This is a genomic window from Nocardioides sp. WG-D5, assembly GCF_054031175.1.
Genome location: NZ_CM132928.1, coordinates 2,976,370 through 3,001,887 on the forward strand (window position 1 = coordinate 2,976,370; position 25,518 = coordinate 3,001,887).

31 protein-coding genes and 1 tRNA gene are annotated in these 25,518 nt (G+C 67.3%); 14 read left to right on the forward strand and 18 right to left on the reverse strand.

Going from position 1 to position 25,518, the window contains the following annotated elements; translation table 11 throughout:
• Nucleotides 1–68 precede the first annotated feature (68 nt).
• The 3 genes from ACWZJV_RS14520 to ACWZJV_RS14530 are packed head-to-tail and all read right to left on the reverse strand — an operon-like array spanning nucleotide 69 to nucleotide 1,032.
• On the reverse strand, nucleotides 69–245 hold the full coding sequence (locus ACWZJV_RS14520) for a hypothetical protein (protein WP_396988779.1): 177 nt from the start codon (nucleotides 243–245) through the stop codon (nucleotides 69–71).
• Nucleotides 242–601, reverse strand: coding sequence for a hypothetical protein (locus tag ACWZJV_RS14525; RefSeq protein WP_457176679.1), 360 nt, complete (start codon nucleotides 599–601; stop codon nucleotides 242–244). Before ACWZJV_RS14525 ends, ACWZJV_RS14520 begins: the two co-directional genes overlap by 4 nt.
• Nucleotides 601–1,032, reverse strand: a complete 432-nt coding sequence (locus ACWZJV_RS14530; protein WP_457176681.1) for a plasmid replication, integration and excision activator — start codon at nucleotides 1,030–1,032, stop codon at nucleotides 601–603. Before ACWZJV_RS14530 ends, ACWZJV_RS14525 begins: the two co-directional genes overlap by 1 nt.
• Before the next feature lie 145 nt (nucleotides 1,033–1,177).
• Here ACWZJV_RS14530 and ACWZJV_RS14535 point away from each other — a divergent pair, with 145 nt between their 5' ends.
• The 5 genes from ACWZJV_RS14535 to ACWZJV_RS14555 all read left to right on the forward strand — a co-directional run bounded on the left by ACWZJV_RS14535 (nucleotide 1,178) and on the right by ACWZJV_RS14555 (nucleotide 4,386).
• Complete coding sequence (locus ACWZJV_RS14535) at nucleotides 1,178–1,945, forward strand: GntR family transcriptional regulator (protein ID WP_457176683.1); 768 nt, start codon at nucleotides 1,178–1,180, stop codon at nucleotides 1,943–1,945.
• Nucleotides 1,942–2,742 (forward strand): protein phosphatase 2C domain-containing protein, encoded by an 801-nt coding sequence (locus ACWZJV_RS14540; RefSeq protein ID WP_457176685.1) that lies wholly within the window; start codon nucleotides 1,942–1,944, stop codon nucleotides 2,740–2,742. The genes ACWZJV_RS14535 and ACWZJV_RS14540 overlap by 4 nt, the downstream gene beginning before the upstream one ends.
• 108 nt (nucleotides 2,743–2,850) lie before the next feature.
• Nucleotides 2,851–3,081 carry a colicin E3/pyocin S6 family cytotoxin gene (locus ACWZJV_RS14545; RefSeq protein ID WP_091044497.1) on the forward strand — a complete coding sequence of 77 codons (231 nt, stop codon included), beginning with the start codon at nucleotides 2,851–2,853 and terminating at the stop codon, nucleotides 3,079–3,081.
• A 7-nt stretch (nucleotides 3,082–3,088) separates the two neighbouring features.
• The gene (locus tag ACWZJV_RS14550; protein ID WP_457176687.1) at nucleotides 3,089–3,403 is read left to right on the forward strand and encodes a hypothetical protein; all 315 of its coding nucleotides are present in this window, start codon (nucleotides 3,089–3,091) and stop codon (nucleotides 3,401–3,403) included.
• Nucleotides 3,400–4,386 carry an ImmA/IrrE family metallo-endopeptidase gene (locus tag ACWZJV_RS14555; RefSeq protein ID WP_457176689.1) on the forward strand — a complete coding sequence of 329 codons (987 nt, stop codon included), beginning with the start codon at nucleotides 3,400–3,402 and terminating at the stop codon, nucleotides 4,384–4,386. Before ACWZJV_RS14550 ends, ACWZJV_RS14555 begins: the two co-directional genes overlap by 4 nt.
• A 73-nt stretch (nucleotides 4,387–4,459) precedes the next feature.
• Here the strand turns inward: ACWZJV_RS14555 and ACWZJV_RS14560 are convergent, their stop codons facing one another.
• From ACWZJV_RS14560 to ACWZJV_RS14585, 6 genes are all read right to left on the reverse strand, one after another.
• Nucleotides 4,460–5,188, reverse strand: coding sequence for a hypothetical protein (locus ACWZJV_RS14560; RefSeq protein ID WP_457176690.1), 729 nt, complete (start codon nucleotides 5,186–5,188; stop codon nucleotides 4,460–4,462).
• Between the two features lie 209 nt (nucleotides 5,189–5,397).
• On the reverse strand, nucleotides 5,398–5,865 hold the full coding sequence (locus ACWZJV_RS14565; protein WP_457176692.1) for a hypothetical protein: 468 nt from the start codon (nucleotides 5,863–5,865) through the stop codon (nucleotides 5,398–5,400).
• Nucleotides 5,866–6,397: 532 nt separating this feature from the next.
• A complete protein-coding gene (locus ACWZJV_RS14570; protein WP_457176694.1) occupies nucleotides 6,398–6,991 on the reverse strand; it encodes an SRPBCC domain-containing protein in 594 nt (197 codons plus the stop codon).
• 1 nt (nucleotide 6,992) lies between these two features.
• Complete coding sequence (locus ACWZJV_RS14575; RefSeq protein WP_355018851.1) at nucleotides 6,993–7,325, reverse strand: ArsR/SmtB family transcription factor; 333 nt, start codon at nucleotides 7,323–7,325, stop codon at nucleotides 6,993–6,995.
• 47 nt (nucleotides 7,326–7,372) lie between these two features.
• Nucleotides 7,373–7,870, reverse strand: coding sequence for a hypothetical protein (locus ACWZJV_RS14580; protein WP_457176696.1), 498 nt, complete (start codon nucleotides 7,868–7,870; stop codon nucleotides 7,373–7,375).
• A gap of 36 nt (nucleotides 7,871–7,906) precedes the next feature.
• Nucleotides 7,907–8,305, reverse strand: a complete 399-nt coding sequence (locus ACWZJV_RS14585; protein ID WP_457176698.1) for a DUF1304 family protein — start codon at nucleotides 8,303–8,305, stop codon at nucleotides 7,907–7,909.
• A gap of 171 nt (nucleotides 8,306–8,476) precedes the next feature.
• Here ACWZJV_RS14585 and ACWZJV_RS14590 point away from each other — a divergent pair, with 171 nt between their 5' ends.
• The 7 genes from ACWZJV_RS14590 (at nucleotide 8,477) to ACWZJV_RS14620 (ending at nucleotide 13,941) form a co-directional block, all read left to right on the forward strand.
• Nucleotides 8,477–8,896: a MarR family winged helix-turn-helix transcriptional regulator gene (locus tag ACWZJV_RS14590; RefSeq protein WP_457176700.1), complete on the forward strand. Its 420-nt coding sequence runs from the start codon at nucleotides 8,477–8,479 to the stop codon at nucleotides 8,894–8,896.
• Between the two features lie 302 nt (nucleotides 8,897–9,198).
• Entirely contained in the window at nucleotides 9,199–10,203 is a 1,005-nt protein-coding gene (locus ACWZJV_RS14595; RefSeq protein WP_008355617.1) for a TauD/TfdA family dioxygenase, read from the forward strand.
• A 117-nt stretch (nucleotides 10,204–10,320) separates the two neighbouring features.
• A complete protein-coding gene (locus tag ACWZJV_RS14600) occupies nucleotides 10,321–11,223 on the forward strand; it encodes a hypothetical protein (protein WP_457176702.1) in 903 nt (300 codons plus the stop codon).
• 22 nt (nucleotides 11,224–11,245) lie between these two features.
• Nucleotides 11,246–12,106 carry an SURF1 family protein gene (locus ACWZJV_RS14605; RefSeq protein ID WP_196876073.1) on the forward strand — a complete coding sequence of 287 codons (861 nt, stop codon included), beginning with the start codon at nucleotides 11,246–11,248 and terminating at the stop codon, nucleotides 12,104–12,106.
• Nucleotides 12,103–12,435: a DUF3817 domain-containing protein gene (locus ACWZJV_RS14610; RefSeq protein WP_008355624.1), complete on the forward strand. Its 333-nt coding sequence runs from the start codon at nucleotides 12,103–12,105 to the stop codon at nucleotides 12,433–12,435. Before ACWZJV_RS14605 ends, ACWZJV_RS14610 begins: the two co-directional genes overlap by 4 nt.
• A gap of 78 nt (nucleotides 12,436–12,513) precedes the next feature.
• The gene (locus ACWZJV_RS14615; protein ID WP_008355625.1) at nucleotides 12,514–13,029 is read left to right on the forward strand and encodes a peptidylprolyl isomerase; all 516 of its coding nucleotides are present in this window, start codon (nucleotides 12,514–12,516) and stop codon (nucleotides 13,027–13,029) included.
• Between the two features lie 105 nt (nucleotides 13,030–13,134).
• Nucleotides 13,135–13,941 (forward strand): rhomboid family intramembrane serine protease, encoded by an 807-nt coding sequence (locus tag ACWZJV_RS14620; RefSeq protein WP_457176705.1) that lies wholly within the window; start codon nucleotides 13,135–13,137, stop codon nucleotides 13,939–13,941.
• 144 nt (nucleotides 13,942–14,085) lie between these two features.
• Here the strand turns inward: ACWZJV_RS14620 and ACWZJV_RS14625 are convergent, their stop codons facing one another.
• A complete protein-coding gene (locus ACWZJV_RS14625) occupies nucleotides 14,086–14,547 on the reverse strand; it encodes a cell division protein CrgA (protein ID WP_457176707.1) in 462 nt (153 codons plus the stop codon).
• Nucleotides 14,548–14,590: 43 nt separating this feature from the next.
• Here ACWZJV_RS14625 and ACWZJV_RS14630 point away from each other — a divergent pair, with 43 nt between their 5' ends.
• A complete protein-coding gene (locus tag ACWZJV_RS14630; protein WP_457176709.1) occupies nucleotides 14,591–15,379 on the forward strand; it encodes a DUF881 domain-containing protein in 789 nt (262 codons plus the stop codon).
• A gap of 23 nt (nucleotides 15,380–15,402) precedes the next feature.
• Here the strand turns inward: ACWZJV_RS14630 and pknB are convergent, their stop codons facing one another.
• From pknB to ACWZJV_RS14665, 7 genes are read right to left on the reverse strand one after another with little or no spacing between them, the layout of a single operon-like run.
• Nucleotides 15,403–17,208 (reverse strand): Stk1 family PASTA domain-containing Ser/Thr kinase, encoded by a 1,806-nt coding sequence (gene pknB, locus ACWZJV_RS14635; RefSeq protein ID WP_457176711.1) that lies wholly within the window; start codon nucleotides 17,206–17,208, stop codon nucleotides 15,403–15,405.
• The gene (locus ACWZJV_RS14640; protein ID WP_457176713.1) at nucleotides 17,201–18,757 is read right to left on the reverse strand and encodes a serine/threonine protein kinase; all 1,557 of its coding nucleotides are present in this window, start codon (nucleotides 18,755–18,757) and stop codon (nucleotides 17,201–17,203) included. The genes pknB and ACWZJV_RS14640 overlap by 8 nt, the downstream gene beginning before the upstream one ends.
• On the reverse strand, nucleotides 18,754–20,220 hold the full coding sequence (locus ACWZJV_RS14645) for a peptidoglycan D,D-transpeptidase FtsI family protein (RefSeq protein ID WP_457176715.1): 1,467 nt from the start codon (nucleotides 20,218–20,220) through the stop codon (nucleotides 18,754–18,756). The genes ACWZJV_RS14640 and ACWZJV_RS14645 overlap by 4 nt, the downstream gene beginning before the upstream one ends.
• A complete protein-coding gene (locus ACWZJV_RS14650; RefSeq protein WP_196876069.1) occupies nucleotides 20,217–21,647 on the reverse strand; it encodes an FtsW/RodA/SpoVE family cell cycle protein in 1,431 nt (476 codons plus the stop codon). The genes ACWZJV_RS14645 and ACWZJV_RS14650 overlap by 4 nt, the downstream gene beginning before the upstream one ends.
• Nucleotides 21,644–22,978: a PP2C family protein-serine/threonine phosphatase gene (locus ACWZJV_RS14655; protein WP_196876068.1), complete on the reverse strand. Its 1,335-nt coding sequence runs from the start codon at nucleotides 22,976–22,978 to the stop codon at nucleotides 21,644–21,646. The genes ACWZJV_RS14650 and ACWZJV_RS14655 overlap by 4 nt, the downstream gene beginning before the upstream one ends.
• Nucleotides 22,975–23,454: an FHA domain-containing protein FhaB/FipA gene (locus ACWZJV_RS14660; RefSeq protein WP_008355644.1), complete on the reverse strand. Its 480-nt coding sequence runs from the start codon at nucleotides 23,452–23,454 to the stop codon at nucleotides 22,975–22,977. The genes ACWZJV_RS14655 and ACWZJV_RS14660 overlap by 4 nt, the downstream gene beginning before the upstream one ends.
• On the reverse strand, nucleotides 23,451–24,158 hold the full coding sequence (locus tag ACWZJV_RS14665; protein ID WP_008355647.1) for an FhaA domain-containing protein: 708 nt from the start codon (nucleotides 24,156–24,158) through the stop codon (nucleotides 23,451–23,453). Before ACWZJV_RS14665 ends, ACWZJV_RS14660 begins: the two co-directional genes overlap by 4 nt.
• A gap of 240 nt (nucleotides 24,159–24,398) precedes the next feature.
• On the opposite strand from ACWZJV_RS14665, the gene ACWZJV_RS14670 reads away from it, so the two are divergent.
• Nucleotides 24,399–24,482: transfer RNA gene (locus ACWZJV_RS14670), tRNA-Leu, on the forward strand.
• A 76-nt stretch (nucleotides 24,483–24,558) separates the two neighbouring features.
• On the opposite strand, the gene ACWZJV_RS14675 is transcribed toward ACWZJV_RS14670, so the two are convergent.
• Nucleotides 24,559–25,389: an SDR family oxidoreductase gene (locus ACWZJV_RS14675; protein WP_457176719.1), complete on the reverse strand. Its 831-nt coding sequence runs from the start codon at nucleotides 25,387–25,389 to the stop codon at nucleotides 24,559–24,561.
• Nucleotides 25,390–25,518: the final 129 nt, after the last annotated feature.

The following is a 25,518-nucleotide window of genomic DNA, read 5'->3' on the forward strand; positions in this document are numbered from 1 at the left end:
GCCACGCCTTCCCAAACGCGACGGCCAGCGGGCGAATGTGGGTGTGCTTCGGCCGGTTCTGGCCGTGGTCACAGACCTGCCGCCTTGCCGCGACAGACCGGGCACACCGGGGTGGAGAGGTCGGGGTAGTCCCACGACCAGCGGCTGCCCGCGTTGGGCTCACCGCACAGGGTGAAGTCGGCGTTGAGTCCGGCCAGGTGCGCCGGGTCCGAGCCGTCGCCGATCCACACGAGGTAGAGGCTCACGCCGCGACCTGGTGCTCGGCGGGGATGTCTTCGGCGGTGTCGACCACGACCCGGCACGCCATCTCGCGCGAGCCCTCGTGAGCCCAGCCGCGCCAGCGGTGCCAGACCCGCTGCGGGTCGACGCGCCAGGACTTGGGAAGCTCCTCGGGGTCGACCTCGGTCAGGTGCAGCGCCTGCGCGATCTGGACAGCATCCGAGAGCGTGGCCGCGTGCACGTCCAGCACGACCACCGGCACCGTGTGTTCGCGGTCGGGGCCGATCCGCATGGTCTCGGTGTCGACGCGGACGGAGAGGACGTCGACCTCGGGGAGCAGGATCAGCAGCTCTGCGACCCAGGCCGCTTCGTGCGACCGCATCAGGCGGCCTTCGAGGAGGTCGAGCTGGTGCCAGTCTTCGCGGCACCGGCCGGGGTCGACGCGCTCGGGGCGGTCATCTCGGTTGCCATCAGCGACCACTGCAGACGCGGACGCGGACCGTTGGTGTCGATCCACGGAGCCGCGGTCAGGCCGACGAACTCGACCGGCACGAACGGCAGGCCCGTGTCGTTGGCCGGCGGCACCGGCTGGTGCTTGGCCATGATCTTGACGTTGACCGTCTTCTCGTTCTTGCGGGCCTCCGGGTCCGCATCCAGCACGGGCACGGTCCAGACCGGCAGGCCGGAGTCCTCATCGATCTTCTGCGGCATCGACCCGTCCGGCCGCTTGCCCGCGTTGAAGTCCAGCACCGGGGTCACCTCACCCACCACGTAGGCCCCGTTCGGGAACGGTCCCTCAAACTTCACGCTCATACGTCGCGGCATCGCCATTGCTCTAGTTCCTTGTCGATTGACGGCGCGGGCTTCCCCCGTCGCCTAGGCACCTAACTAGTTAGGCTCGATGACGAAGGTAGCACCGTTTCTGCGGCTTGACTAGTTAGGTGGCAGGATTCGTCTCATGTCCTCGAATCGACCTGGCCGTCTCACTCCGTCCCAGCGGATCGCTGAAGACCTGCGGACGGAGATCCGAACCGGCGCGCTCGAAGAAGGAGAGCGGCTTCCGTCGACCGCGCAACTCATGGAGCGGTATGGCGTCGCCTACCAAACGGCGCGGCAAGCCATCGCTGCCCTGAAGGCCGAAGGACTCATTGATAGTCGCGCCGGCAGTGGGGTGTTCGTACGACGTCGGCCGCCACTGATCCGCCTTGGGTCTGCGCGCTACTCGCGTCGTCTGCGGGAGAGGGGGCAGGCTCCACTCCAGGCCGAAGCTGAGACTGCTGGGCTCGACTGGCGTCAGGAGATCCTCGAACTTGGCATCACTCCCGCGCCTTCGTGGGTCGCCGAGTGGTTCGGGATCGAGCCGGGCGCAGAAACGTTCGTGCGTCGTCGCCGAACTTGGGTGGAAGGCGAGCCCACACAGTTGGCCGACAGCTACTACCTCCCTGAGGTCGTACGCGGCACCCTGGTCACCGAAGAGAACACCGGGCCTGGAGGGTCCTACGCGCGGCTCGAGGAGGCCGGTCACCACATCATTCACTTCCGCGAGGAGTTGGAAGCGCGACAGCCGACGCCCGAGGAAGCCGAGGAAATTCAGCTGCCGTCTGGGGTACCGGTGATTGAACTTCACCGCATAGCCTTCACGACCGGCGGACCGCTTGAGGTCTTCCGATCCGTGATGGCTGGCAATCGCCACACCTTCGCCTACGAATTTGAGGCCCCTGAGTGACCAGCAGCATCGAGACCAGGATCTACAGCGAGACTTCGCCTACCCACGAGATCAACGAGGACTTGGTCTTGACCGGCCAGAACTTCGTCATCGTGCTCGACGGGGCCTCTCCGGCGGCTGGGCTCGAAACGGGCTGTGTCCATGACGTGCCATGGCTCGTCAGATCTCTCGGCCTCCAGCTCGCGGGCCAGCTGATGGCCGATGAGGAAGTGGAACTTCCTAAGGCTCTTGAGGTCGCGATCCGTCGAGTCTGCGAAAGCCATGAGAACACCTGCGATCTGAGCAACCCGAACAGCCCATCCTCTACGGTGGCGCTCCTCCGTCGGCGCGGGCGAAACCACGTTGACTACCTCGCCCTCGCGGATTCGTCGGTTGTGTTTCGGTTTGTCGATGGCACGGTTCGCGCTGTCACCGATGACCGACTCGACCACCTGGCCGACTACTCGTTTGCTGGCGTCGCTGCTGTCCGTAACACCGATAATGGATTCTGGGTCGCCAGTACCCGACCGGAGGCCGCGCACAAGGCGGTCAGCGGGTCGGTGAACCTGCAAGAGCAGGCGGTGGAGTTGGCTGCGGTGCTCACGGATGGAGCTGCAACCCTCGTGGAACGTCACGGTCGTTCTTGGGCTGAGGCGATGCACTTGATCGAGAAGGGCCCTGAGGTCCTCATCTTGGAGACACGTAACGTCGATGAGGACGTCGAGACGGGCGGCCGGGGGAAGCGCCATGACGATGCGACCGCCGTGGCGGTCCGATTGCCCGAGTACCCGTACGAGGTTGCACGGAAGCGGACGTAGATCGCGCCACTTGGGACCGGGCCATTGACCAAATATGGTGTCGGCGAGATGCTAGATACCGAACTACACTGATGTGATACACCGCACATCAACATATGACAAAGGACTATGCCTCCAATCCCACCACCGAAGCCATGCTTCTTGGACACTCAAATAAAGCTCAAACGACGGGGCAACGCGAGGTGGGTTAGCCCAAGTGGCGAGCGGCTGTGGGAATGGGACTGGCTACATGGACACATCGAGGGCTACAACCGACGGGGAATGCATGTCGGGGTCTTTGATGCTGTAACGGGTAAGAGAATCAAAAACGCGATCAAAGGGAGGAAGATCGATGTCTAGGTCTGCGATGACCTTCGTAGACGCGTGTCTCTCCGGAGACGCGCTCCTGGAGGATGTTGACGACTGGGTGGACCAGTGGCACGAGGCAGACGTCGACGCAACGCTCGACGAGTACCTCGGCTTCACCGATGACGAGGGCGCGCTGTGGGCTGAGAAGCCGCAGGCTCTGCGCTTCATTGTCGCGGCTCACCGGCACCAGACTCCAGTGGCTCAGATTTTGACTGGGCGCGACGACTACGCTCTCGCGGCCCGAAGCAATGCCGAAGGCAAAGCCGAAGAGGTCCTCGATTGGCTTCGTGAGACCAACCAGCTCGCCGAGTGATCAAGAAGAAGGGGCCGGCGCCGCAGCTCGTCGCGCGTCGGCTCGCTGACCTCGTTGTCACCCGTTTCAATCTGACCCCGCCTGTGGACGTGGAAGCACTGGTCGCTGAAAGGGCTGACCTTCAGCGAATGGAATGGCCGTTCCAAGACACAGACGCGATCATTCTGGGGCTAGGGTCCATCGAAAGGCCCCGGATCTTCTATCGCGCGACGAAGAATCCCCAACGCGAACGATTCACGCTTGCCCACGAAATGGGCCACTTGACTCTTCCATGGCATCTGCCGCGCGCAAACTGCCAGGTTCAATCTGAAGCCGGCCTCATGGACCTGAGTCGGTATACGTCCGAGGATGAGGCCGATGTGTTTGCGTCGTGCCTGCTTCTCCCGGACAGGTGGCTCCTTGACCTAACTCGCGCGCACGGCGACGACATGACGAGGATTCTCCAGGAGGTCGAGGCCGCTGACGTCACCACGCTGGCCGCGCTCCGAGGCCTTCGCCGGACGCTTCTCGCCGGATGGGCGTTCGTCGCCTACCGCGGAGAATTCAAGCTCGCGACTCCGGGTACGGATGTGCCCTACCTGTACACGGATGACGTCCTAGCGCGCCTCAAGGAGGAAAGCGTCGCGTCCGGGTCCACAGAGCTGAATGGCCACCGCGTCGACTGGTTTCAGTTAGCAGAGACGCTGGTTCCCCCGAGCCGAGAAGATGGCGACGAGCGGTCCGTTGCCCAGATCCTCAAGGACGCGCTAGGTGTCTACGCTCCGGAGGACGTCACGCATCTAGTCAACGTGTGCAACGGAAAGGTGGGCGGCTCGCTCCGCGAGTGGGCTGGGCGACCAGCGGTCGAAACGTATTCGTCGCTCGTCTACCGGTTCCGGACTTCAGAGCACGAACCGATGCTCACGATTCCAGACTTCCGACTCTGGCTAGCCGAAAAGACACGTGACGTTGAGCAGAACGGGCAGGCCAAGCGACGCCGCTAGGCGTGCCTGCCTGGGAGCCCTTGGCACGAGTCTGCGGTTTGGCATGTCGCTCGGTGGGGTTTGGGCACTGCGTTCAGCGCGTGAAGATCCATTGAGCCAGCGCACCCAGAAACGCAGCCGCGGGCACCGTGATTGCCGCCTGCTTCAGGCCCGCGCGCCGACTCGCTCGATGTGCCCGAACTTCGGCCCGGGACATCGGACGGATCAAGTGGCCGGGCCAGCCTGGTCGAAGGCGACGCTCAAGCGCTGCTGTCATATGCCAGCTGGACGCTGACATTACGACGGCGACGAGGCTCCCGAACACGATCCAACTCGGACCAGGCCTCTCAGCTGCAATCACGCCAACCCATGCCGCGACGATAACGACGCAGATGAGCCAAGGCATCACGCCGAGTAGTCGGTGCCAGTTGATCCGAGGCTTACCTTCGGCATCAAGCCGATCTGCAATCTCCGTCATCAATCGCCGATCACCCGGCTCGTTAGCGATGATCACTGGCTGTGTGCCGTACCGGAAGTCGACGAAGATCGGGCCGCCTTCACCAGTCGTTCCGCCATGGAGTACCAGCCGCGTGAGTTGCCACGTTGGCAGGGTGCGGATGTTTTCGGCCGCAACAATCTCCGACGGGCCTTCAGAAGGGTCACCAATCGGACCTGCCCGCAGCTCAGAGTGTCCAGTCCGCTCAGCGACTAGCTGAGCCAGCTCGGCGATTAGATCTGGCTCGAGCACCATCGAACGGACTTGCACCACAGCGCCGCCGCCGCTCTCGACCCGGGCGGGGCCGTACAGAAGCTCCTTCAGCACGAGTTGAACGTACAGCGCAGAGGTGCTCCCTCGTGAGAACTTTCTCTACTGACTCAAGGCGCGCTCCGCGCGCTGGCCCGCCGCCGGCGGGCCAGGGACCCCCGCGCTCCGGGCATGCGGCCTGGCGGCCGGTCCCTACGCGCACCCCCGTCCCGCCGGCTCTGGGCCAAACGAGAAGAGCGCCTCGGTCCGAAGACCAAGACGCTGCATCAGTGGAGGCTCACCCGCTCATCGACCACCGAACCGGGCTCGCCGAGGAACGCGCCCGGGTCGACATCGCCGTAAGCGATGTTCCAGACCTCATCCTCGTAGAACCAGGTGTCCTTGCCGGGCCAACGCCAGTTGTACCGCCACCGAACCCAGTCCCCGGGGTCGAGCGGTACCCGAGGCCGGAATCCGCGACGTGGCACACCGTTGTACATCGTCTCTGCCAAACTCACGAGCAGGCAACCACCGTCGCCCCGGCGCATCGAGATCCGGACATCCACCGGAGCCAGTCGCTCGACGCACGAAAAGCCGGACTCTTCCGCATAGAGCAGTTCGTGCATCTGGTCGCCCAGCCCATCTGGCAGACGGGCAGCCTCCGGCAGACCACTGCGCAGCCCAGCTCCAGGCATACCGCGGCTCAGTTTTGTCCAAGACGTGCGGATCACCTGAACCGAAAGCGCCGTCCTCATAACCAGGTTCATACCCGATCCGGCCAGCGACGAACCGAAACCGCCAAAAGTTCTCACGACGCCCGACCCCGAGCCGGACCACGAACGCACGCGACACCGAGGCAATCAGGGATCCAGCGAGACGGCTGATGACGAGGGGGAGGTGGGCGCTGCTGCCGGCGAGAACACTCCCCGCGACGCTTCTATGATCGGTGGTGTTGGGCAGCGTGGGGGCAAGCCCCCAGACCCCCGCAGATGGGGCCACTCTCGGGAAGACGTAGCGCTTACCCCTGCCACCTGCCGCCCCAGCGTGCTTGAGGGCGACCAGGTCGAGGAGGGCCAGGAGCCGCCCAAAGGCCCCGAAGAAGTACAGCAGGAAAGTACAGCAACGAGGGCGAAGTACAGCACCGTTCGAAGGTCGAATCCGGCTCTGGCCAGCGCTCAAGCGAGGCTCTGCGACGACGTTGCCGACACTTTGCAAGCAGGGGGTTAGGGGTTCGAGTCCCCTACGCTCCACCACAGAAACCGCAGGCTTACCTGCGGTTCATTTCATTTACGACGAGATCAGGGCAGCGTACGCAGGGCGCAGCTCGTCGGTCTGGGCCATGACGCGCTGGACGACGACGGCGGCATCGTCGGTCGGCGAGCCCGGGGCGTCGAGTAGGCCGGCGAGCTGGTCGAGGCAGACGTGCCAGCCGACGGCGGTGTCCGTGTTGCCGGTCGGCCCGCCGAGCCAGGTGGTGAAGGTGAGGCGGGTGCCGTCATCGGTGGGCTCGAGCTCGAAGCGGAGTACGTCGGTGAGCTCGTCGCGGCCGTCCATCCCCCAGGTGAACTCGAACGTCCGGGGCGGGTCCCATACGCGCAGCTCCCCCTCCGAGACATAGCTGTCCGGGTCGACACCCATCTCCTCGATCGCCTCGGTGGTGCTCGCCAGCTCCAGGCCCTCGGGCCAGAACGGGAGGCTCAGGCGCGCCCCGGCGACACGCTCGCCGACGATGTCGGTCGGGAACCAGTGCCGCAGGGCGTCCGGCTCGGTCAGCGCCCGCCACACCTTCTCGGGGGAGTGGCGAAGCAGGCGTACGTAGCGAAGGCCTGTCCTCTCGCCGTCGCGGATCACCTCGCCCATGGGTCCGGTCGTCGTGGTCATCTCAGTCCTCCTTGTGGTCGGGGTCGTCGAGCTGGTCCAGGTGACGCTCGAGCGCATCCAGCCGGTCGGCCCACATCCGGCGGTAGGGCGCCAGCCACTCCTCCAGCTCGCGGAGCCGCTCGGGACGCAGCCGGTAGTGGCGGCGCGGTCCGTCGATGCGTACGTGGACCAGATCTGCCTCGCCCAGGGTCCGCAGGTGCTTGGACACGTTCGGCTGGGCGAGCCCGAGGGTCTCCACCAGCTCCCCCACCGCCATCTCGCGCTGGCAGAGCAGATCGAGGATCTGTCGACGGGTCGGGTCGGCGATCACGCTGAAGACGTCTCGGGTGGGCACCCGTTAAACATGCCTCACACGGAATATTCCTGTCAAGGCATGTGATCTCAGCGCACGAGCTGGTCGATGGCGAGCCAGAGCGCGAAGATCGCGAACCCGCCGGCCAGGATCCCCAGCCCCACGGATGCGTACGCCCGAAGCGGCGTGGACGAGCGAACCCGTGCTGGCGCAGTCCATGGTGGTGAGAGGATCGGCGGCTGAACCGGGGGCCGTGCGCCGGGCGTGATCGGTCGATGGTCGCCCGTCCCGAAGACGTCGTCCATGGTCGCGGGTCCGCCGTCGGCGGGCTCGAGTGGACCGTCGGGGAGCGGCGCGGGGGCGAACGACGGCGTCGCGCCGGTCAGGGCGCTCAACTTCTTGGCCTCGGCGGCCAGGGCGGCGTCGAGATGGGCCCGCGCCGGATGGCTGTACGGAATGTCCTTGAGGATCTGGGTGTAGCGCTCGATCCGGGAAAGGACACGGGCCCGTCGGCTGCCGTTCTGCAGGCCCCAGGCGACGCAGGCGAGCACCACGGCGAAGAGTCCCGAGATGATCGCGGTGCCCATGCTTCGGAGCGTAGTGCTCCGGGGTGGTTCCCGCTATCAGACTGCGATCGCGATCAGTGCGATCGCCGGGAGTACGGACGAGGCGACCGTTCCCTTGATGCTGCCGCCGCGCGGGAGCCAGAAGCCGAGGGCGTCGGCGACACCCATGAACAGCGAGGCGAGCAGCATGTAGATGCAGGTGACGACCACGACGGTGACCCCGGCGGTCTCGTCGCCGAAGTTGACCATCCAGAGCCCGATCAGCGTGCCGACGCCGGCGAGGGCGTTACGGGCGCCGATGCAGAACGACCACAGGTGGACGTTGCGGATGCCGTGCGCCTCGATGCCGAGGAAGCGCTGGACCGCCGGACGCTCGATGAAGAAGGCCTCGACGGGGAAGACGGCGATGAGGATCACAGCGGAGATGCCGGCGCTGAGCTGTGCGACTGCGTTCATGGTGACCTGCTCGGGATGGGCCTCGACGAGCGAGGCGGTGGAGATCGTGAAGGCAACACGCGTCCGGCGGAGCCCCGTGAACAGACGGCTGTCTGGACACCGGAGAGCGGTATGATAGTCAGTCTTACTGACCATATTGACCAGGGTGCCGCAGAGTGTCAAGGGGGTTCGATGGACATCGCAACGCTCATGCTCATCGCCTACCGGGCGATGGACGAGCGCGTCATCTCGGCGATGCGGGACGCCGGCTACAACATCACCGTCGCGCAGGCTCGCCTCGCCCAGCGGATCGCCGAGGACGGCTCGCGCCTGGTGGACCTGGCTGAGCAGGCACAGGTGACCAAGCAGACCGCGAGCGTGCTGGTCGCGGCGCTGGATCGGGAGGGGCTCGTCGAGCGGGTCCCGGACCCGACCGACGGTCGCGCGCGCCTGATCAGGTTCACGGTGGAGGGTCAGGCCGCGGCCGACCGTGCGCGGGAGGTGGCGATGAGCGTCGAGCAGGAGTGGAACGACTACCTCGGGCCCCGTCTGGCGACGGCGCTGCGGGAGGCGCTCACCTCGCTGCGCGAGCTCGTCGATCCGTACCGGTGAAGGTTCCTGCCCACGATTTCCGAAAAGCCAGGCTGAACGGGCAAATCTCTGGTAACTGGGATACCGCAAGGGAGATACATTCCCTAAACAGGTTCACGCCGTTTGCGCAAGGGGCCTAATACCTATCGTCTCGTCATTTGGACCTATCACTCGTTTGAATTCCGTACGGCGGAACAAAGTGGTCCCGAACTTAGGAAACCCTTTGGTGCGGGTGCCAGAAAACGTTTCTGACGAAACCCCTCCACCACAAAGTCCGAAAGGTCAATGTTGTGGGCGCAGAGTCCGTAGTCACCCGGGTCGAGATGACCCCAGCCGAGTCCCAGGCCGCAGCCACGCTGGCGGAGTCGTTGCTCGCTCGATTCGGGGATCCGGTCTCCTCGGAGTTCCTCGAGACCGCGCCGTTCCTCGGGGGTGAGCTCCCCGAGAGCGTCGCCCGGGCGATCCGTGCGTTCCGCTACGGCGATGCGACCGATGCTCTGGTGATCAGCGGCCTTCCGGTGACCGCCGGCCCGACCCCGCCGCACTGGAACCACCCCGACGCCCAGGCGCCGCACGCCGCTGACTTCTGGCTCGCCCTGATCATGGCCCAGCTCGGCGACGCCGTCTCCTGGTCCTCGCTGCAGGGTGGCCAGCTGGTCAACAACATCCTGCCCATCCAGAAGCAGGAGAGCCTGCAGACCGGCCACAGCAGCGACGTCGTGCTCGACCTGCACATCGAGGACGCGTTCAGCGACCTGCGCTGCGACCACCTCGGCCTGATCTCGCTGCGCAACGACGACATGATCCCGACCACCGCGGTGGGGATCAGCTCGATCGACGTGACCGGCCCGGAGTACGCGCCGCTGTTCGAGCCGCGCTACGTGATCCGCCCTGACGACGAGCACCTCCGCAACCTGCGCGAGGCCGGCGTCAACGAGGGCGAGCTGCTCGCCACGCCGACCGCCGTGCTCTCCGGCTCTCCGCAGGCTCCCGACGTCCGGCTCGACCCGCCCTACATGGAGGCGCTGCCGGGTGACGTCGAGGCCGACCAGGCGCTCCAGCTGCTCATCATGGAGCTCTCCGCGAACGTCGAGGACGTCGCCCTGGCCCCGGGCGAGATCCTCATCGTCGACAACCACCGTGCACTGCACGGCCGTAAGCCGTTCAAGGCTCGCTACGACGGCACCGACCGTTGGCTCCGCCGCCTCACGACCGTCAAGGACCTGCGCCGCAGTCGGGTCGCTCGGTCGGAGGCATCGTCGCGGATCATCGACCCGGTGCTCGAGCCTCTCCCCGCATCCCTTGAGCTCACAGCCGCTGGTCGCTGACGCTCGGGATCAAGGAGGCCGCAGGCGATCTGCCTGCGGCCTCCATCTATGTGGTGCCCCATCTCGCTGGGACCGATGTGCCACCTACCGTGACGGGGATCGGGAATACTCGTTGGGGTGGACGTGAGGCGATGGGGTATCGGCGTGCTGGCCGTGGGGCTGGCAGTTGCGCTGGTCGGCTGTGGGGACGACAGCGAGCCCAAGAAGCCGGAAGCGGCGCCCACGGAGGAGACCTACCCCGCGTACGCCGCGACCATGAGCCCGGTCGAGGCCGCCATGACGTTCGTGCCCGTGGGTGCGAAGACGCTGGCGGTGACCGACTACGACGAGGTGAAGTCGCTCTTCGGCCTCGACGACGTCACCAGCAGGACGAGCCCGGCGGAGCAGAGCAACCTGTGGAGCCGGGCCGACAAAGGCGCGGCCCAGGTCAGCGGCGGGCTGCTGCGCGGCGTCGACCAGCGGCTGCGTGACACCTACAAGTGGGGCGCGGCCGACGTCGTCTGGGAGGCCAGGTTCACCGGCGGCGGCAAGGAGGGGTTCGTCATCAAGGTCGCCGACCGGGTGAAGCCGGGCCAGGCGATCAAGGCCGGCGTCGGACCGCTGAAGGGCGCGACGTTCGACCCGAAGACCCACCTGATCACCAAGCACACCGCGGCCCCGGGCACCGAGAACTGGGCAGCCCAGGAGAAGCTGGTCGCGGTCGCCGGAGGCCCCGCCACCTCGACGTACGTCGTCAACGGCTGCGCCGAGGGCGGACCGAAGGAGAAGACCCGGCTGGCGCCGGTCGAGGCCTTCTCGGTCGAGTTCGGCGGCGGGCTGGCCACGCTGCGACTCGGCGAGGACCGCGACGACCTGTTCTACCGGCTGAAGCTGGGTGATCAGGACGCTGCGTACAAGAAGGTCTTCACCCACGGTGTCGCGGACCCGTCCACGGGGCGGATCGGGTTCCGGGTGACGAGTCCGGTGACGGCGGCCACCCTGGTCACCAGCGAACCCGTCCCATTCGCGGTCTGCGACTAGGCCCCCGTACTCTGAGAGTGCTATGGCCGCCCAGACCAGTCCCCCGCGAAGCATCTTCTCCCCCAGGATGTGGGGTGCGCACGCGCTGGTGGTGATCTTCGTGACCGGCGCGGTGCTGCTCGGGGTGTGGCAGTACCAGTCGAGCCAGCAGGACAAGCAGGACCAGGTCGCCGAGCTCGTGCACGCGAAGCCGAAGGCGTTCACGGATCTGATCGGGCCCAACGACGCCTTCCCGTGGGAGCAGATCGGCCGTCCGGTGACCGTCTCCGGGATCTGGATGCCCGAGGAGACCATCTTCATCGACGGGATGGAGCGGGGCTCCCAGGTCGGCTTCTGGGCCGTCACGCCGGTGCTCGTCGAGGACACTGAATCGGCCGTCTACGTCGTGCGCGGCTGGACCCCGGAGGTCGGCACCGCGCCGCCGGCGCCGCGCGGCCACGTCACCGTCACCGGCTGGCTGCAGCCCAGCGACTGGACCGACGTCGCCGACGACCGCAAGTCCGACAACGTCTTCCCGCAGCTCGACATCTCCGACCTGATCTCGCGCACCAGCTACGACCTCTACAGCGCCTACATGGTGCGCTCGCCGGTCGAGGACAACTGGCCGGCCAGCTCGATGCCGGTGAACGACGGCGCCACGGACGTGGCCGACGTACCCGCTCCGCAGCTGCCCGAGCCGGAGGCCACGACGGGGTTGCGCAACCTCCTCTACGCGATCGAGTGGTGGCTGTTCGGCATCTTCGGGATCTATGTGTGGTGGCGCTACGTGCGCGACACGCTCCGTCCGCGGACTGATGACGATGATGCAGATCACGGGGTCGATGCGTCGGGACAGATGGTCTCGACAAGCTCGACCACCGGGGGCGTACCCTCGGACGCGTGAACAAGCTGTTCGGCACCTACAAGGTGCTCGCGTACGTCGTCGGGGTGCTGCTGCTCGTCGGCACCATCTCCTCGCTGTTCAAGTATCTGCTCCCCGAGGGCACCGCCCTGCAGTCCTTCGGCGAGACGATGACGCCGCTGTGGGTCGCGCACGGCTGGATCTTCATCATCTACGTGATCGTCGCGTTCCTGCTCACCCAGAAGGCCCGCTGGACGATCCCCGAGTTCCTGCTGATGATGATCGCCGGTCTGATCCCGGGGCTGATCTTCTGGGTCGAGCGCCGCGTCGCCGACCGGATCGCTCCGAAGCTCGCTGACGCGGCCTCCTGACCTCGGGCCCACGACCGACACTGTGGGAGGATCGAGGAGTTACATCCCGTACCAATCCCAATGTCGGAAGGGCAGGTCATGGCTGACCAGAAGGCCATCCTCCACACCAATCACGGTGACATCACGATCACCTTGTTCCCCAACCATGCTCCGGAGACGGTCGCCAACTTCGTCGGCCTCGCGACGGGGACCAAGGAGTACACGGACGACGCCGGCCGCTCCGGTGTCCCCTATTACGACGGTCTCGGCTTCCACCGCGTCATCGACGGGTTCATGATCCAGGGCGGTTGCCCCCTGGGCACCGGTACGGGCGGCCCGGGCTACACCTTCAAGGACGAGCCGCACCCCGAGCTCACCTTCGACAAGCCCTACCTGCTCGCGATGGCCAACGCCGGCCCCGGCACCAACGGCTCGCAGTTCTTCATCACCACCGGCCAGGCGCCGTGGCTGAACTTCAAGCACACCATCTTCGGTGAGGTCGCCGACGAGGCGTCGAAGAAGGCCGTCGACTCGATCTCCGGCACCAAGACCGGCGCGATGGACCGCCCGGTCGAGCCGGTCGTCATCGAGACGGTCGAGATCGTCGAGGGCTGATTGTCCGAGACGACCCCGGTCGGGGTGCCGGTCTGCTACCGCCACCCCGGCCGTGAGACTCACATCAGCTGTCAGCGCTGTGGGCGTCCCATCTGCCCTGACTGCATGGCCAGCGCCTCCGTCGGCTTCCAGTGCCCCGAGTGCGTGAAGGAAGGCCACAGGTCCGTACGTCAGCCCAAGCGCTTCACCAGCGCGCGGATCGGCTTCCGGGCACTCCCGGTGACCTTGTCGCTCATCGGCGTCAACGTCCTGGTCTGGCTGAGCATCACCCTCACCGGCGGCGCCGGCTCGAGGATCGCCGACTTCATCGCGATCCGTCTGCAGGGCTACTGTCGCACGCCGGACGGTGGCTTCGCGGTGCCGGAAGGCGTCTGCCGGTCGAGCGGCTACACCTGGATGCCAGGCGTCGACGACGGCGCGGTCTGGCAGCTGCTGACCTCGACGTTCACGCACGTCTCGATCATCCACCTGGCCGTGAACATGCTGTCCCTCTACATGCTCGGCTCGTTCCTCGAGCCGATCGTGGGCAGGCTGCGGTTCCTGGTCTTCTACCTGATCTCCGGGCTGGCGGGCTCTGCCCTGGTGGTCTGGGCCGCGACACCGGCCGGCTCGACGGTCGGCGCCTCCGGTGCGATCTTCGGGCTCCTGGGCGTTCTCGTGGTGCTCTTCGTCCGGGCCGGGCAGTCGCTCTCCCCGCTGCTGCCGGTGCTGCTGATCAACGCAGGCATCACCTTCTTCGGCAACGGCATCTCCTGGCAGGGCCACGTCGGTGGGTTCCTCGGCGGTCTCGTCGTCGCGTGGATCTTCACCCAGTTCCGGGCCGACCGGAAGGCGCCGTTGCAATGGGCTGCGCTGGGCGGGTTCACGTTGCTGCTGCTTGCGCTCGTCGGCGTACGGATGTTGATGTTCTGACGCCTTCGGAATAGGTGTTTTCGGGGCGTTTTCTCGGCGTGGACAAATCCACAGGTGTGGAAGACCCTGTGGAGAACTACACCCGTGTAACGCAAAGAGGCGCAACCGCAAGGGTTGCGCCTCTTTCGGGGTCTAACGCAGGGATCACTCCCACTTCGTGGCGAAGGTGAAGCCCACCGCCATGAAGCCGATGCCGACCAGGAGGTTCTTCTGACCGAGGTCGTTGAACACCCAGATCTTGTCCAGGTGGTCGTTGGCGAAGATGTAGAAGACGCAGATCCAGATCAGGCCGATCACGAAGCACCCGAGCATGCCGACCACGACGCCGCGCCCGCGGCCCAGCGGGGTCTTCGGGTGGGCGGAGACGGCCAGGCCCAGGAAGAGCAGGACGAACCCGATCAGGTAGTTCCACCCCTCGAGCTTCTGCACCGGCGTCGGCCCGGTGAAGTCACCACCGACCTCGTTGGGGCGGACCCCGACGTAGTAGTAGACGATCCAGCCGATGCCGAGGGCGATCAGCAACAGTGCGATCCCGAAGCGCGGAGTGAAGATCGGGTCCTTGGGCAGGTCGAGATCACTCTTCTTCGAGAGCTTGAGCTTGGCCACGGGTGATGCTCCTCAGACAAATGTGATTGCTGCGCATACCCTAATGGTCGTGAGCTCCGGAACCCAGGCTAACCCCACCTCTAAGCCAAAGCGCTGGTCCCGCGTGACCTCCTGGCGGGTCGGTACGCCCGTCGTGGTGCTGCTCTGCGGCGGCCTGCTGGCGGTGAGCTTCGTGAACGCGGACGGCACCGATCTGCGTCCGGGCCGCTACGAGGACCTGGCGACGCTGGTCGACGGCGAGCGGATCCGCTACAACCGCCTCGAGGCCCAGCTGGCCGACCTGCAGAGCGAGGTCGACCATCTCACCAGCGGGGTCACCGACAAGGACGTCAAGAAGCTCCAGCACCAGTCCGCAAGGCTCGCCGACCCGGCGGGCACCTCCGACCACAGCGGCCCCGGCATGCAGATCGTCCTGGGCGACGCCCCCTCGGAGGTCCAGGAGAGCTACACCGGCGACGACCCCAACTCGCTGGTCGTGCACCAGCAGGACATCCAGGCCGTCGTCAACGCGCTCTGGGCCGGTGGCGCCGAGGCGATCACGATCGCCGGCAAGCGGATCATCACCACCACCGGTATCAAGTGCTCCGGCAGCACGGTGCAGCTCGACGGCGTGCCCTACCCCCAGCCGTACGTCATCGAGGCGGTCGGCGACCCCGACCGGCTCCAGGCGGCGATCGACCGTGACGACCACGTGCAGAACTATCGGGCCGACGCTCGCGACCCCAACGTCCAGATCGGCTGGTTCCTCAAGCCGCTGACCTACCTCACCGCGCCGGCCTACGACGGCCTGCTCGACGTGAAATACGCGAAGCCCCTGCCTCAGGACAACTGAGGCAGGGGCTCCGGCGAGCGCGACTACGGCGCGGCCGAGGTGCTCGGCGGGAGCGCCGGGTCACACGTCGGGGGGTCGCCCGGCTCGGCGGTCTGGGTGGCCGACGCCGACGGGTTGGCCGGGTCCGTCCCGGGCACGAGCGTCTGACAGCTCGGCAGGGCCTCCTCCTTCGTCGAGACGAAGATGATCACCTCGCCGTCCTGGGCGAGCGGTGTGCCCTTGGCCGGTGTCTGCTCGACGACGGTGCCCTTGGGCTTGTCGGTGTTCGGCTCGGCCTTGACCACCGGCGTGAAGCCGGCGCTGCGGAGGATCTCCTTCGCCTGTTCCTCCGTCTTTCCGACGACGTTCGGGACCTTCTCCGGGCCCTTGGAGACGGTGAGGAGGACCTCGGTGGTCTTGCCGGTGGTGACGCTCTGTCCGTCGACCGGGTCGGACTCGATCACCGTGCCCTTGTCCTTGTCGGACTCGGCCGTCTCGATCTTCACCGTGAAGTTGTAGGGATCGCCCTCGAGCAGCTCCTTGGCCGTCTTCTGCGGCATCCCGATCACGTTGGGCATCTCCCGGTTGGGTGGCCCGGTGGAGACCGTGATCGTGACGGTGCTGCCCTCTTCGACGTCCTGGCCGGCGGGCGGGTCCTGGGAGATCACGACGCCGACCGCGACGGTGTCGCTCGACTCCTGCTTGACCGCGCCCTTCAGCTTGGCCGTGCTCAGCTCGGCCATCGCCTTCTCCTGGGTCAGACCGGTGACGTCGGGGGCGGGCGTGGTTTGCGGACCGAGAGCCGTCGGAAGGAAGTAGGCGCCGACCGCGATCAGGCCGATGATGACGAGCCCGAGCAGCACGAGCACCCAGGGCCGAGGTCCGTCGGGTCTCTCGTCCTGAGGCGGGTAGTATCCACCGTTGGTGGGGTCGCCGTAGGGGCCGGGAACGCGGTTCTGCGCGACCTGGGTCTGGTCGATGCTCGGCGGCACGGTCGCCTGGACCGGACGTCCGGCGAGGTAGCGCTCGATGTCGGTGCGCATCGCCTGCGCCGACTGGTAGCGGTCCTCGACCCGCTTGGCCAGCGACTTCATCACGATCGCGTCGAGCTCACGGGGCAGCGACGGGTCGTGGGCCGACGGAGGCTGGGCGTGCTCGCGGACGTGCTGGTAGGCCACCGAGACCGGCGAGTCGCCCACGAACGGCGGACGGCCGGTGAGCAGCTCGTAGAGCAGGCAGCCGGCGGAGTAGACGTCGGAGCGGGCGTCGACCTGCTCACCACGGGCCTGCTCGGGGCTCAGGTACTGCGCGGTGCCCACGACGGCCGCTGTCTGCGTCATCGTGGACTGGACGTCGTTGAGCGCCCGGGCGATGCCGAAGTCCATCACCTTCACGTCACCGGCCGGCGTCAGCATGACGTTGCCCGGCTTGATGTCGCGGTGGATGATCCCGTTGCGGTGGCTGTAGTCGAGCGCGTTGAGTACGTCGGAGCTGATCTCCAGCGCCCGCTCGGGCAGGATCTTGCGACCCTCACGGAGTACGTCGCGCAGCGTGCGGCCAGCGACGTACTCCATCACGATGTAGGGCTGGGCGACGCCGTCGTCGGTCTTCTCCTCGCCGGTGTCGTAGACCGACACGATCGAGGGGTGGTTGAGCTTGGCCGAGGACTGCGCCTCGCGCCGGAAACGCGCCTGGAAGGTCGCATCGCTGGCGAGGTCCATCCGCAGCCGCTTGATCGCGACGACGCGACCGAGCCGGTGGTCGGTGCCCTTGCGGACCTCCGCCATCCCGCCCCGGCCGAGCAGCTCGCCGACCTCGTAGCGACCGGCGAGGAGCGCTCCCTCAGCCATTGCCGCCCCCGTTGCCGTTGCCGTTGCCACCGTCGGTGTTCTCTTCGCCGGGGATGTCGGGGAAGACCCAGCCGTCGGAGGACTCGCCGTCGGTCGGCTCCTCCTCGTCGGTCTCCTCCTCGTCGGGCTCTTCCTCGGTGGGAGTGGGCTCGACCTGCGGGCGCTCGCCGTAGTAGCGGATGGTGATCGTGTCGCCCTCGTAGAGGTTGCGGGTCGGGTCGAGGCCGGCGACCGTGTCGGGCTCGTTGCTGCCGTCGTTGTCCTGAACCGTCGGGTCGACCTCGAGACCCATGTCCTGGAGCTCGCGACGCACCTCGTCGACGTTGCGGCCGATGTAGGCGTCCTCGTCGATCTCGACGGCCTTCGGCTCCTCCTCGGGCTCCTCCGAGGGAGTAGGCGTCGGGGAGGCCGAGGGCGTGGTGGAGGTGTCGTTGGCCGGAGGCGTCTCCGGGTCGAAGGCTAGGGTCGAGATGATCCAGATGATCGCGACGATCACGGCCACGAGCATCACGAGCACCACGATGTTGAACGGCTTCTTGTACCAGGGCCGCTGGTCGGCGTCCTCGTCGTAACGGTCGTAGGGGTCCTGGTAGCGAGGCGGCGGCGGACCCTCGGGGCCACCCGCACCGCCCTGCATGCCGACGAAGTTCTGGGCGCCCGCGGGCGAGGGGACCGGGTCCATGACCGCGGTCGCGTCGGCGGGCGCAGCCGCTACGACGGTGGTGGCGTCGGCGTCGGGGTCAACGGCGGCACCGTGACCGACCATCGCGGCTGTGAACGCGGCCGCGTCGGCGTAGCGGAGCGTCGGGTCCTTCTGCAGGCTGCGCATCACGATCGCGGCCAGGTCGGCGGGGACGTGGTCGGGCAGCGGCGGCACCGGGTCGTGCAGGTGGGCGATCGCGGTGGCGACCGGGGTCTCCTTCTGGAACGGCCGGTAGCCGGCCAGGCACTCGAAGGCGACCACACCGAGGGAGTAGACGTCGGAGGCCGGCGTGGCCTTCTCGCCACGGGCCTGCTCGGGGCTGAGGTACTGAGGCGTGCCCATCACCTGGCCGGTGCCGGTGATGCCGGTCGACGCCTGGGCGCGGGCGATGCCGAAGTCGGTAACCTTCACCTTGCGCTGCGGGGTGATCAGCAGGTTGGCGGGCTTCACGTCGCGGTGCACGATGCCGGCCCGGTGGGCGGCGGCCAGCGCGTCGCCGGCCTGGCCGAGCAGGTCGCGTACGACCTCGGGGGCCAGCGGACGGCCGTCACGGAGCAGCTCGGAGAGCGGCTTGTGGTCGACCAGCTCCATCACCAGGAACGGGCGCATCAGGCCGGAGGCGGTCGGCATCTCGCCGACGTCGTAGACGGCCACCACGTTGGGGTGATGGAGCGCGGCGGCATGCTTCGCCTCGGACTCGAAGCGGGAGCGGCCGATCGGGTCCTCGGCGTGCTCCGGCTTGAGGAGCTTGATCGCGACCTCGCGGTTGAGCGTCGTGTCGGTCGCCCGCCACACCTCGCCCATCCCGCCGGTGCCGATGAGCTCGTGGAATACGTAACGACTCATGAGATCGCTGCCTCCATCATGGCCTTCGCGATTGGGCCGCCCAGCCGTCCGCCGGCGATTTCGCTGCGTTCGGTGCCGCTCTTCTGGACCATCACGGCGACGGCGATGGACGGGTTCTCCGCCGGGGCGAACGAGGTGAACCAGGCGTACGGCGGCTTGTCCGGCGTGGTCTGGGCGGTGCCGGTCTTGCCGGCGACGCTCACGCCGTCGATCGCGGCCGCCTCGGCGGTGCCGTTCTCGACGGTGCTGACCATCATCTGGGTCAGGATCTCGGCGGTGTCCTGCGAGACCGCGGGCTGGTTGTCGATGGGCGTCGGGTTGCCCTGGTCGATGACGTCGAGCGAGGAGGAGGTGACGCGGTCGACGAGGTAGGGCTTCATGACCTCGCCGCCGTTGGCGATGCCCGCGGAGACCATCGCCATCTGCAGCGGGGTCGCGATCACGCTCTGCTGGCCAATCGCGGCCCGGGCCTGCTCGGCCTTGCCGTCGTTGGCGGGGTACTGGCTCTTGGCCAGCGGGCGCAGGTCGTCGAGGTAGTCCTGGCCGAACCCGAAGGCCTCGGCCTGCTCCTGCATCTCCTCATCGGAGAGCTCCATGCCGAGCTGCCCGAAGGCGGTGTTGCAGGAGACCTCGAGAGCGCGGGTGAGGGTGATCTGCTCGCCGCCGCAGCTGGTGCCGTTGAGGTTGGGCAGGTCCGTGGTGGTGCCGGGCAGGTCGAGGGACGCACCGCCGTAGACCTTGCTGTCGCCGTCCATGTCGAGGTTCTCGATCGCGGCCGCCGCGGTGACCAGCTTGAAGGTCGAGCCCGGCGGCAGCGCGGTCTGGATGGAACGGTTGAGCAGCGGCTCGTTCTCGTCCTTCGAGAGCTGGTTGTAGGACTTCCCCGCGGCGGAGAAGTCGTGGGTCGCCAGCCGGTCGGGGTTGTAGGTCGGTGTCGAGGCCATGGCCAGGATCCGGCCGGTCTTCGGGTCGAGCGCCACCGCGGCCGCCTGGACGTCCTCGCCCAGTGCGGTCAGGCCCTCGTACGCAGCGTCCTGGACCTTGGGGTTGATGGTCAGCTCGACGTTGCCGCCGGCCGGCTCGGAGTTGGTGACCAGGTCGACCAGGCGGTTGGTGAACAGCTTGTTGTCCTTGCCCGACAGCACCGAGTCCTGGGACCTCTCGATCCCGGTCTGGCCGTAGGAGTAGGACATGAAGCCGGTGATCGGGGCGTACTTCTTGCCGCCCGGGTAGGTGCGCTGCCACTTGAAGGTGTCGTCGCTCGGCTTGCTGGTGGCGATCGCCTTCTTGCCGACCAGGATGTCGCCGCGCTGCTGCGAGTAGGCCTCTTCGGTGACCCGTCGGTTGTCGGCGCGGTTGTTGTACCAGCCGGCCTTGAAGAACTGCACGTACGTCAGGTTCAGCATCAGCGCCACGAACAGGATCAGGCAGCCGACGCTGAGCGTGCGGATGGGGCGGTTCACTTGCTCATCGCCCCTTTGTCGAGCTTGACGATCTGGGTCTCCTCAGCGGCGAGGTCTTCATCGGACGGCGCAGTCGGCAGCGGACGGCGCGACTGGTCCGAGACGCGCAACAGCAGGGCCACGATCACCCAGTTGGCGACCAGCGATGACCCACCATACGAGAGGAACGGTGTGGTCAGACCGGTCAGCGGGATGAGCCCCGTGACGCCACCGACGACCACGAAGGTCTGCAGCGCGACCGAGGTGGCCAGACCGACGGAGAGCAGTTTGCCGAAGTCGTCGCGGGCGACGATCGCCGTACGCAGGCCACGCTCGACGATCAGGCCGTAGCAGAGCAGCAGCGCGAGGAGCGCGGTCAGACCCAGCTCCTCGCCGATCGCCGGGACGATGAAGTCGGAGTTGGCGTAGGGGATCCGCCAGGGCTGGCCGGAGCCGAAGCCACGGCCGATCATGCCGCCCCAGGCCATCCCGAAGAGTCCCTGGACCAACTGCTCCGAGGAGGTGCCGTTGAGGGGCTCCGGGTAGTAGTCGAACGGGTTCAGCCAGGTCAGCACGCGGACGCGGACATGGCTGAAGAGACTGATCGCGGCGAAGACCCCACCTGCGAACAGCAGACCGCCGACGACGATCCAGCCCTTGCGTTCGGTCGCGACGTACAACGTCACCACGAAGAGGCCGTAGAAGAGCAGGCTGGAGCCGAGGTCACGCTGGAGGACCAGGATCGCGAGGCTGATCACCCACATCATCAGCAGCGGGCCGAGGTCGCGGCCGCGGGGCAGGTCGATGCCGATGAAGCGGCGGCCGGCCAGGGCGAGAGCGTCGCGGTGGACCGCCAGGTAGCCGGCGAAGCAGATCACCAGGAGGACCTTGGCGACCTCACCGGGCTGGAAGCTGACCGGACCGAGGTTGATCCAGATCCGCGCACCGTTGATCTGCTTGCCGATGAGCGGGAGCATCGGGAGGATCAGCATGACGACCGCGCCGAGGCCGGCGGTGTAGGTGAACCGCTGCAGCATCCGGTGGTCGGGGACCACGAAGAGCGTGATCAGGAACAGCACCACGCCGATCGTCATCCAGATCAGCTGCTGACGGGCGAACGCGTCGGACTCGCTCGCCCCGGCGGCCAGGTCGAGCCGGTGGATGACCGCCAGACCGAACCCGTTGAGCATCGCCACCAGCGGAAGCAGCACCGGGTCTGCGTACGGAGCCAGCAGACGTACGCCGATGTGGGCCGCCACCAGGAGCGCGACCAGCCACGTGCCGTAGCCGACGATGTCGACCGGGATCTTCTCCTGCACCCCGAGGCCGACCGCGGCGTAGGCCCCGATCCCGACCGCGAGGGCCAGGATCAGCAGGACCAGCTCCGCCCCTCGGCGTGACCGGTGGACGAAGACGGGCATCGAGCTCGCCGGGGTGAAACCGCTCATGACCCGCTTCCCGCGTCCGCGGCGCTCTGGTCGGCCAGCGACTGCACCTTCTCCTGGGCGCCGGCCAGGTCCTTGCTGTGGATGCCGTCCTCGAGCTGGTTCTGGTAGGTCTCGGCCAGGTCGGAGACCTTCAGGTCAGAGGTCTGGTAGGGCTCGGAGAGGTCGAAGCCGACCATCGTGGTGGGTACGCCGCGGAAGATCGTGACGTTGCCCTCCTGCTCGCCGATGTACCACTGGTTCTGCGACCAGACGAAGGCGGTCGCGACGGCGACCCAGACGACACCGAGGAGGGTCAGCAGCCCGAACGCCCAGCGCAGCTTCAGATACTTCGCCGGCGCCTGGAGGGCGTAGCGCATCTCCTCCGGGTCGGCGGCGATCGCGCCGTCGGGGATCTCCTCGTCGATCGGGTCGAGCTCGCCGGTGTCGCCCATCCGGTGACCGCGGAACAGAGCGGTCATCTGGCCGGTCTTGGTGGTCCTCCGCTTGAGCTCGGCCGCCGCACCGACCATCTGGGCCTCGAGGCCCGCGGACGGGACGGTGTCGCTGGGCACCACGTCGGCGACCACGCAGGTCACGTTGTCGGTGCTGCCGGAGTCGAGGGAGACCCGGACCAGCTCGACGGCTGCGTACTCGGGCGTGCCGGTGGCCAGGATGTCAGCGATCCGGGGGTCGTCGACGTAGCCGCAGACGCCGTCGCTGCAGAACATCAGCCGATCGCCCGCGGCGAGGTCGACGATGAACAGGTCGGGCTCGAGCTCGCGGGTGCCGTCGAGGGCCTTGAGGATCAGGTTGCGGTGGGGGTGGGTCTTGGCCTCCTCCTCCGTGATCCTCCCCTCGTCGAGCAGCGTCTGGACGAAGGTGTGGTCGTGGGTGACCTGGTGGATCGCGCCGTTGCGGAGCAGGTAGGCACGGCTGTCACCGACGTGGCCGACGGTCAGCTTGGAGCCGTCGAAGAGGCCGACGGTCGAGGTCGTGCTCGTGCCGTTGAGCGTGGGGTCGTGGTCGACCAGGTGGCCGATCTCGTCGTGGGCCATGTGGAGCGCGTGGGAGACCAGGCCGATCAGGTCGTCGTCGACCAGGCCGGGAGCGGGCTCCTCGTCGAGCTTGCGCAGCTGCTGGACGGCCGTGCTGGAGGCGATGTCACCGCGGGCAGCGCCACCGACGCCGTCGCAGACGGTCAGCAGCCACGGGCCGGCGTACCCGCTGTCCTGGTTGTCCTTGCGGACCCGGCCGACGTCCGAGATCGCCGCGAACTCGAGGCGAAACGGGCGTCCGTCGGCAGAGCCACGGACAGGAGCGGGGTCGGGGGTGGGGTCGGTCGCAGCGGTCACTTGCGCAGCTCCAGGATTGTTTTACCGATCCGCACCTGGGTTCCGAGAGAGATGGCGGTCGGCTGATTGATCCGGACGGACCCGATGTAGGTGCCATTGGTCGATCCGAGGTCCTCCACGAACCACTGGTCGCCGGAGACGGCGATCCGGGCGTGGCGGGTGGAGGCGTAGTCGTCATCGAGGATGATCGCGGCATCGCTGCCGCGGCCGATGACGATGGGGGCCTGCGAGAGGGGCACCGTCACACCGGCGTTGGAGCCGGTGGTGACGGCCACATGCGTGGGTACGCCGCGCCGCGGTGCCCTCGCCGCGGGGGACTTGCCGCGGCCCGGTGCGGCGGCGGGCTGGCCGGCGGAGGCGTTGGTGACCCGTGCACCGAACATGTCGGAGCGGATCACCGACAACGCCGCCAGCACGAAGATCCACAGGATCGCCAGGTAGGCGACCCGGATGAGGAAAAGGGTCAGCTCGCTCAACGGCGCTCCTCCACGATGTGCGCGGTGATGACGGTGGTGCCGATGCGCACCTGAGAGCCGTCGTCCAAGGTTGCACTCGCCATCTTCTGCCCGTTGACCAGCATTCCGTTGGTCGAGCCGAGGTCGTAGACCTCGACCCGCACACGGTCGCCGGCCTGCTTCGAGCGGAACTCGATGTGGCGGCGGCTGATGCCCGGGTCGTTGATGCGCAGATCGGCGTCGGTGCCTCGGCCCACGACGAGGTTGCCGTGGAGCGGGTGCCGGGTGCCGTTGATCTCCAGGTAGGCCTGCGCGCGGCTGACCTGGGTGTCGCTCATGTCGGCGCCGGAGACCGCGGCCTGGGCGCGGCTGCGCACCCGGAACCGGCCGATGGTCAGGTCCTTCGCCTCGCCGAACTCGATGTTCACGCGGCCCGGGAAGACGAATCCCTGCGCCTCGGCGTGGTCCATCAGCTGGCGCTTCAGCTCTTCCTTGAGGTGGGGTCCGTAGGACTCCAGCTTGCCGAGGTCGCTGGAGGACAGCTCGACGAAGAAGTCGTTGGGGACCAGGCGCCGCTGGCGGCTGAGCACCTGGGCGTTGTTGTCGATCTCGCGCTGGAGCGCGGCGACGATCTCCACCGACTTCACCTCGGACCGGAACGCCTTGGCGAAAGCGCCTGAGATGAGCTGCTCCAGCTTCTGCTCGAACTTCTGCAGGCCGCTCACGTTGTTGCGCTCCTCTCAGGTGCCGGGTAGGCCGGTCGGGTTGGGTGTCAGTCGCGTACGGGCATAGTCGTCCCCGGATTCGGCCCGATCGTATCGGTGCACCCCAGGGGATCTGCCACTTCCCGCATTCTGCGTGGTTTCGATCCTCCCACGATCGGGTGACCGCCAGCGTCAAGGCGGGCGGGGTGCCGTCGTTTTGGGCGGGCGGACGCGCGTGGGCTAACGTTTCCTCTGTTGCACGCGCGAGTGGCGGAATAGGCAGACGCGCACGGTTCAGGTCCGTGTGTCCGAAAGGACGTGGGGGTTCAACTCCCCCCTCGCGCACGTAGCGACAAGCCCCGGATCGTCGATCCGGGGCTTTGTCCATTTTCGGGCGGGGCGGGCGATGATCTTCGAAGCGTCAGACCCCGAGGCCCTGAGCCCAGACCGCGTCGAGGCCGCGGGCCGGCAGCAGTGCCTTCATCGCCAGGATCGACCGGGCGTCTGCGCCCACGAGGGTGCGCGGCCGCATCCGCCGTCGGGTCAGCTGGCGTTCGACGACGGCCGCGACCCGCTCGGGCGGCTTGGCATTCTTGCGAATCTTCCTGAGCAGCTGCCGCTCGCCGGCGAAGTGCGGCGCGTAGAGGGTCCGGTGCTCGGGGTCGAGGCCGGCCTCGAGCTCGTCGATGAGCTGGTCCATCTGGCGCCAGGGATCGGTGTCGATGACTCCCGGCTCGACGAGGCCGACCTGGACACCGAAGGGGCGCAGCTCGACCCGCAGGCAGTCGGCCACGGCCTCGGTCGCGTACTTCGAGGCGTTGTACATCCCGGTGAACGGGAACGAGACCCGGCCGTTGATCGAGGAGATGAACACCACGCGGCCTCGCGCTCGTCGCAGCCGGGGCAGCATCTCCCGGGTCAGCGCGAGCGGCCCGATCAGGTTCACGTCGAACTGGTGTCGCATGTCTGCGCGCGACAGGGACTCGAGCGGGCCGGCGACCGCGATGCCGGCGTTGTTGACCAGGGCGTCGAGTCGCTCGGGGAGTTCGCGGTCGAGCGCGGCCACGTGCTCGGGGATGGTGATATCGAGCTCGAGCGGCGTGATCAGTTCGGACTCTGCGGCCAGATCCTTGGCGGTGACGTCGGTGCGGACGCCGGCGTAGACCCGCCAACCCGAGCGGGCCAGGCGTACGGCGATGGCGCGGCCGATACCTCGGCCGGCGCCGGTGACGAGGACGGTTCGAGTGCTCATGCACCGACCCTCGTGCAAACCGGGCCCCGGGCTGCGAGTAGTGCGGTACTCGAATCAGCGCGGAGGTGGCCGCCCGTCTCGCGGCTGCACGGTGATGCGCCGGTCCGTCGATGTCACAGATCGATCCGG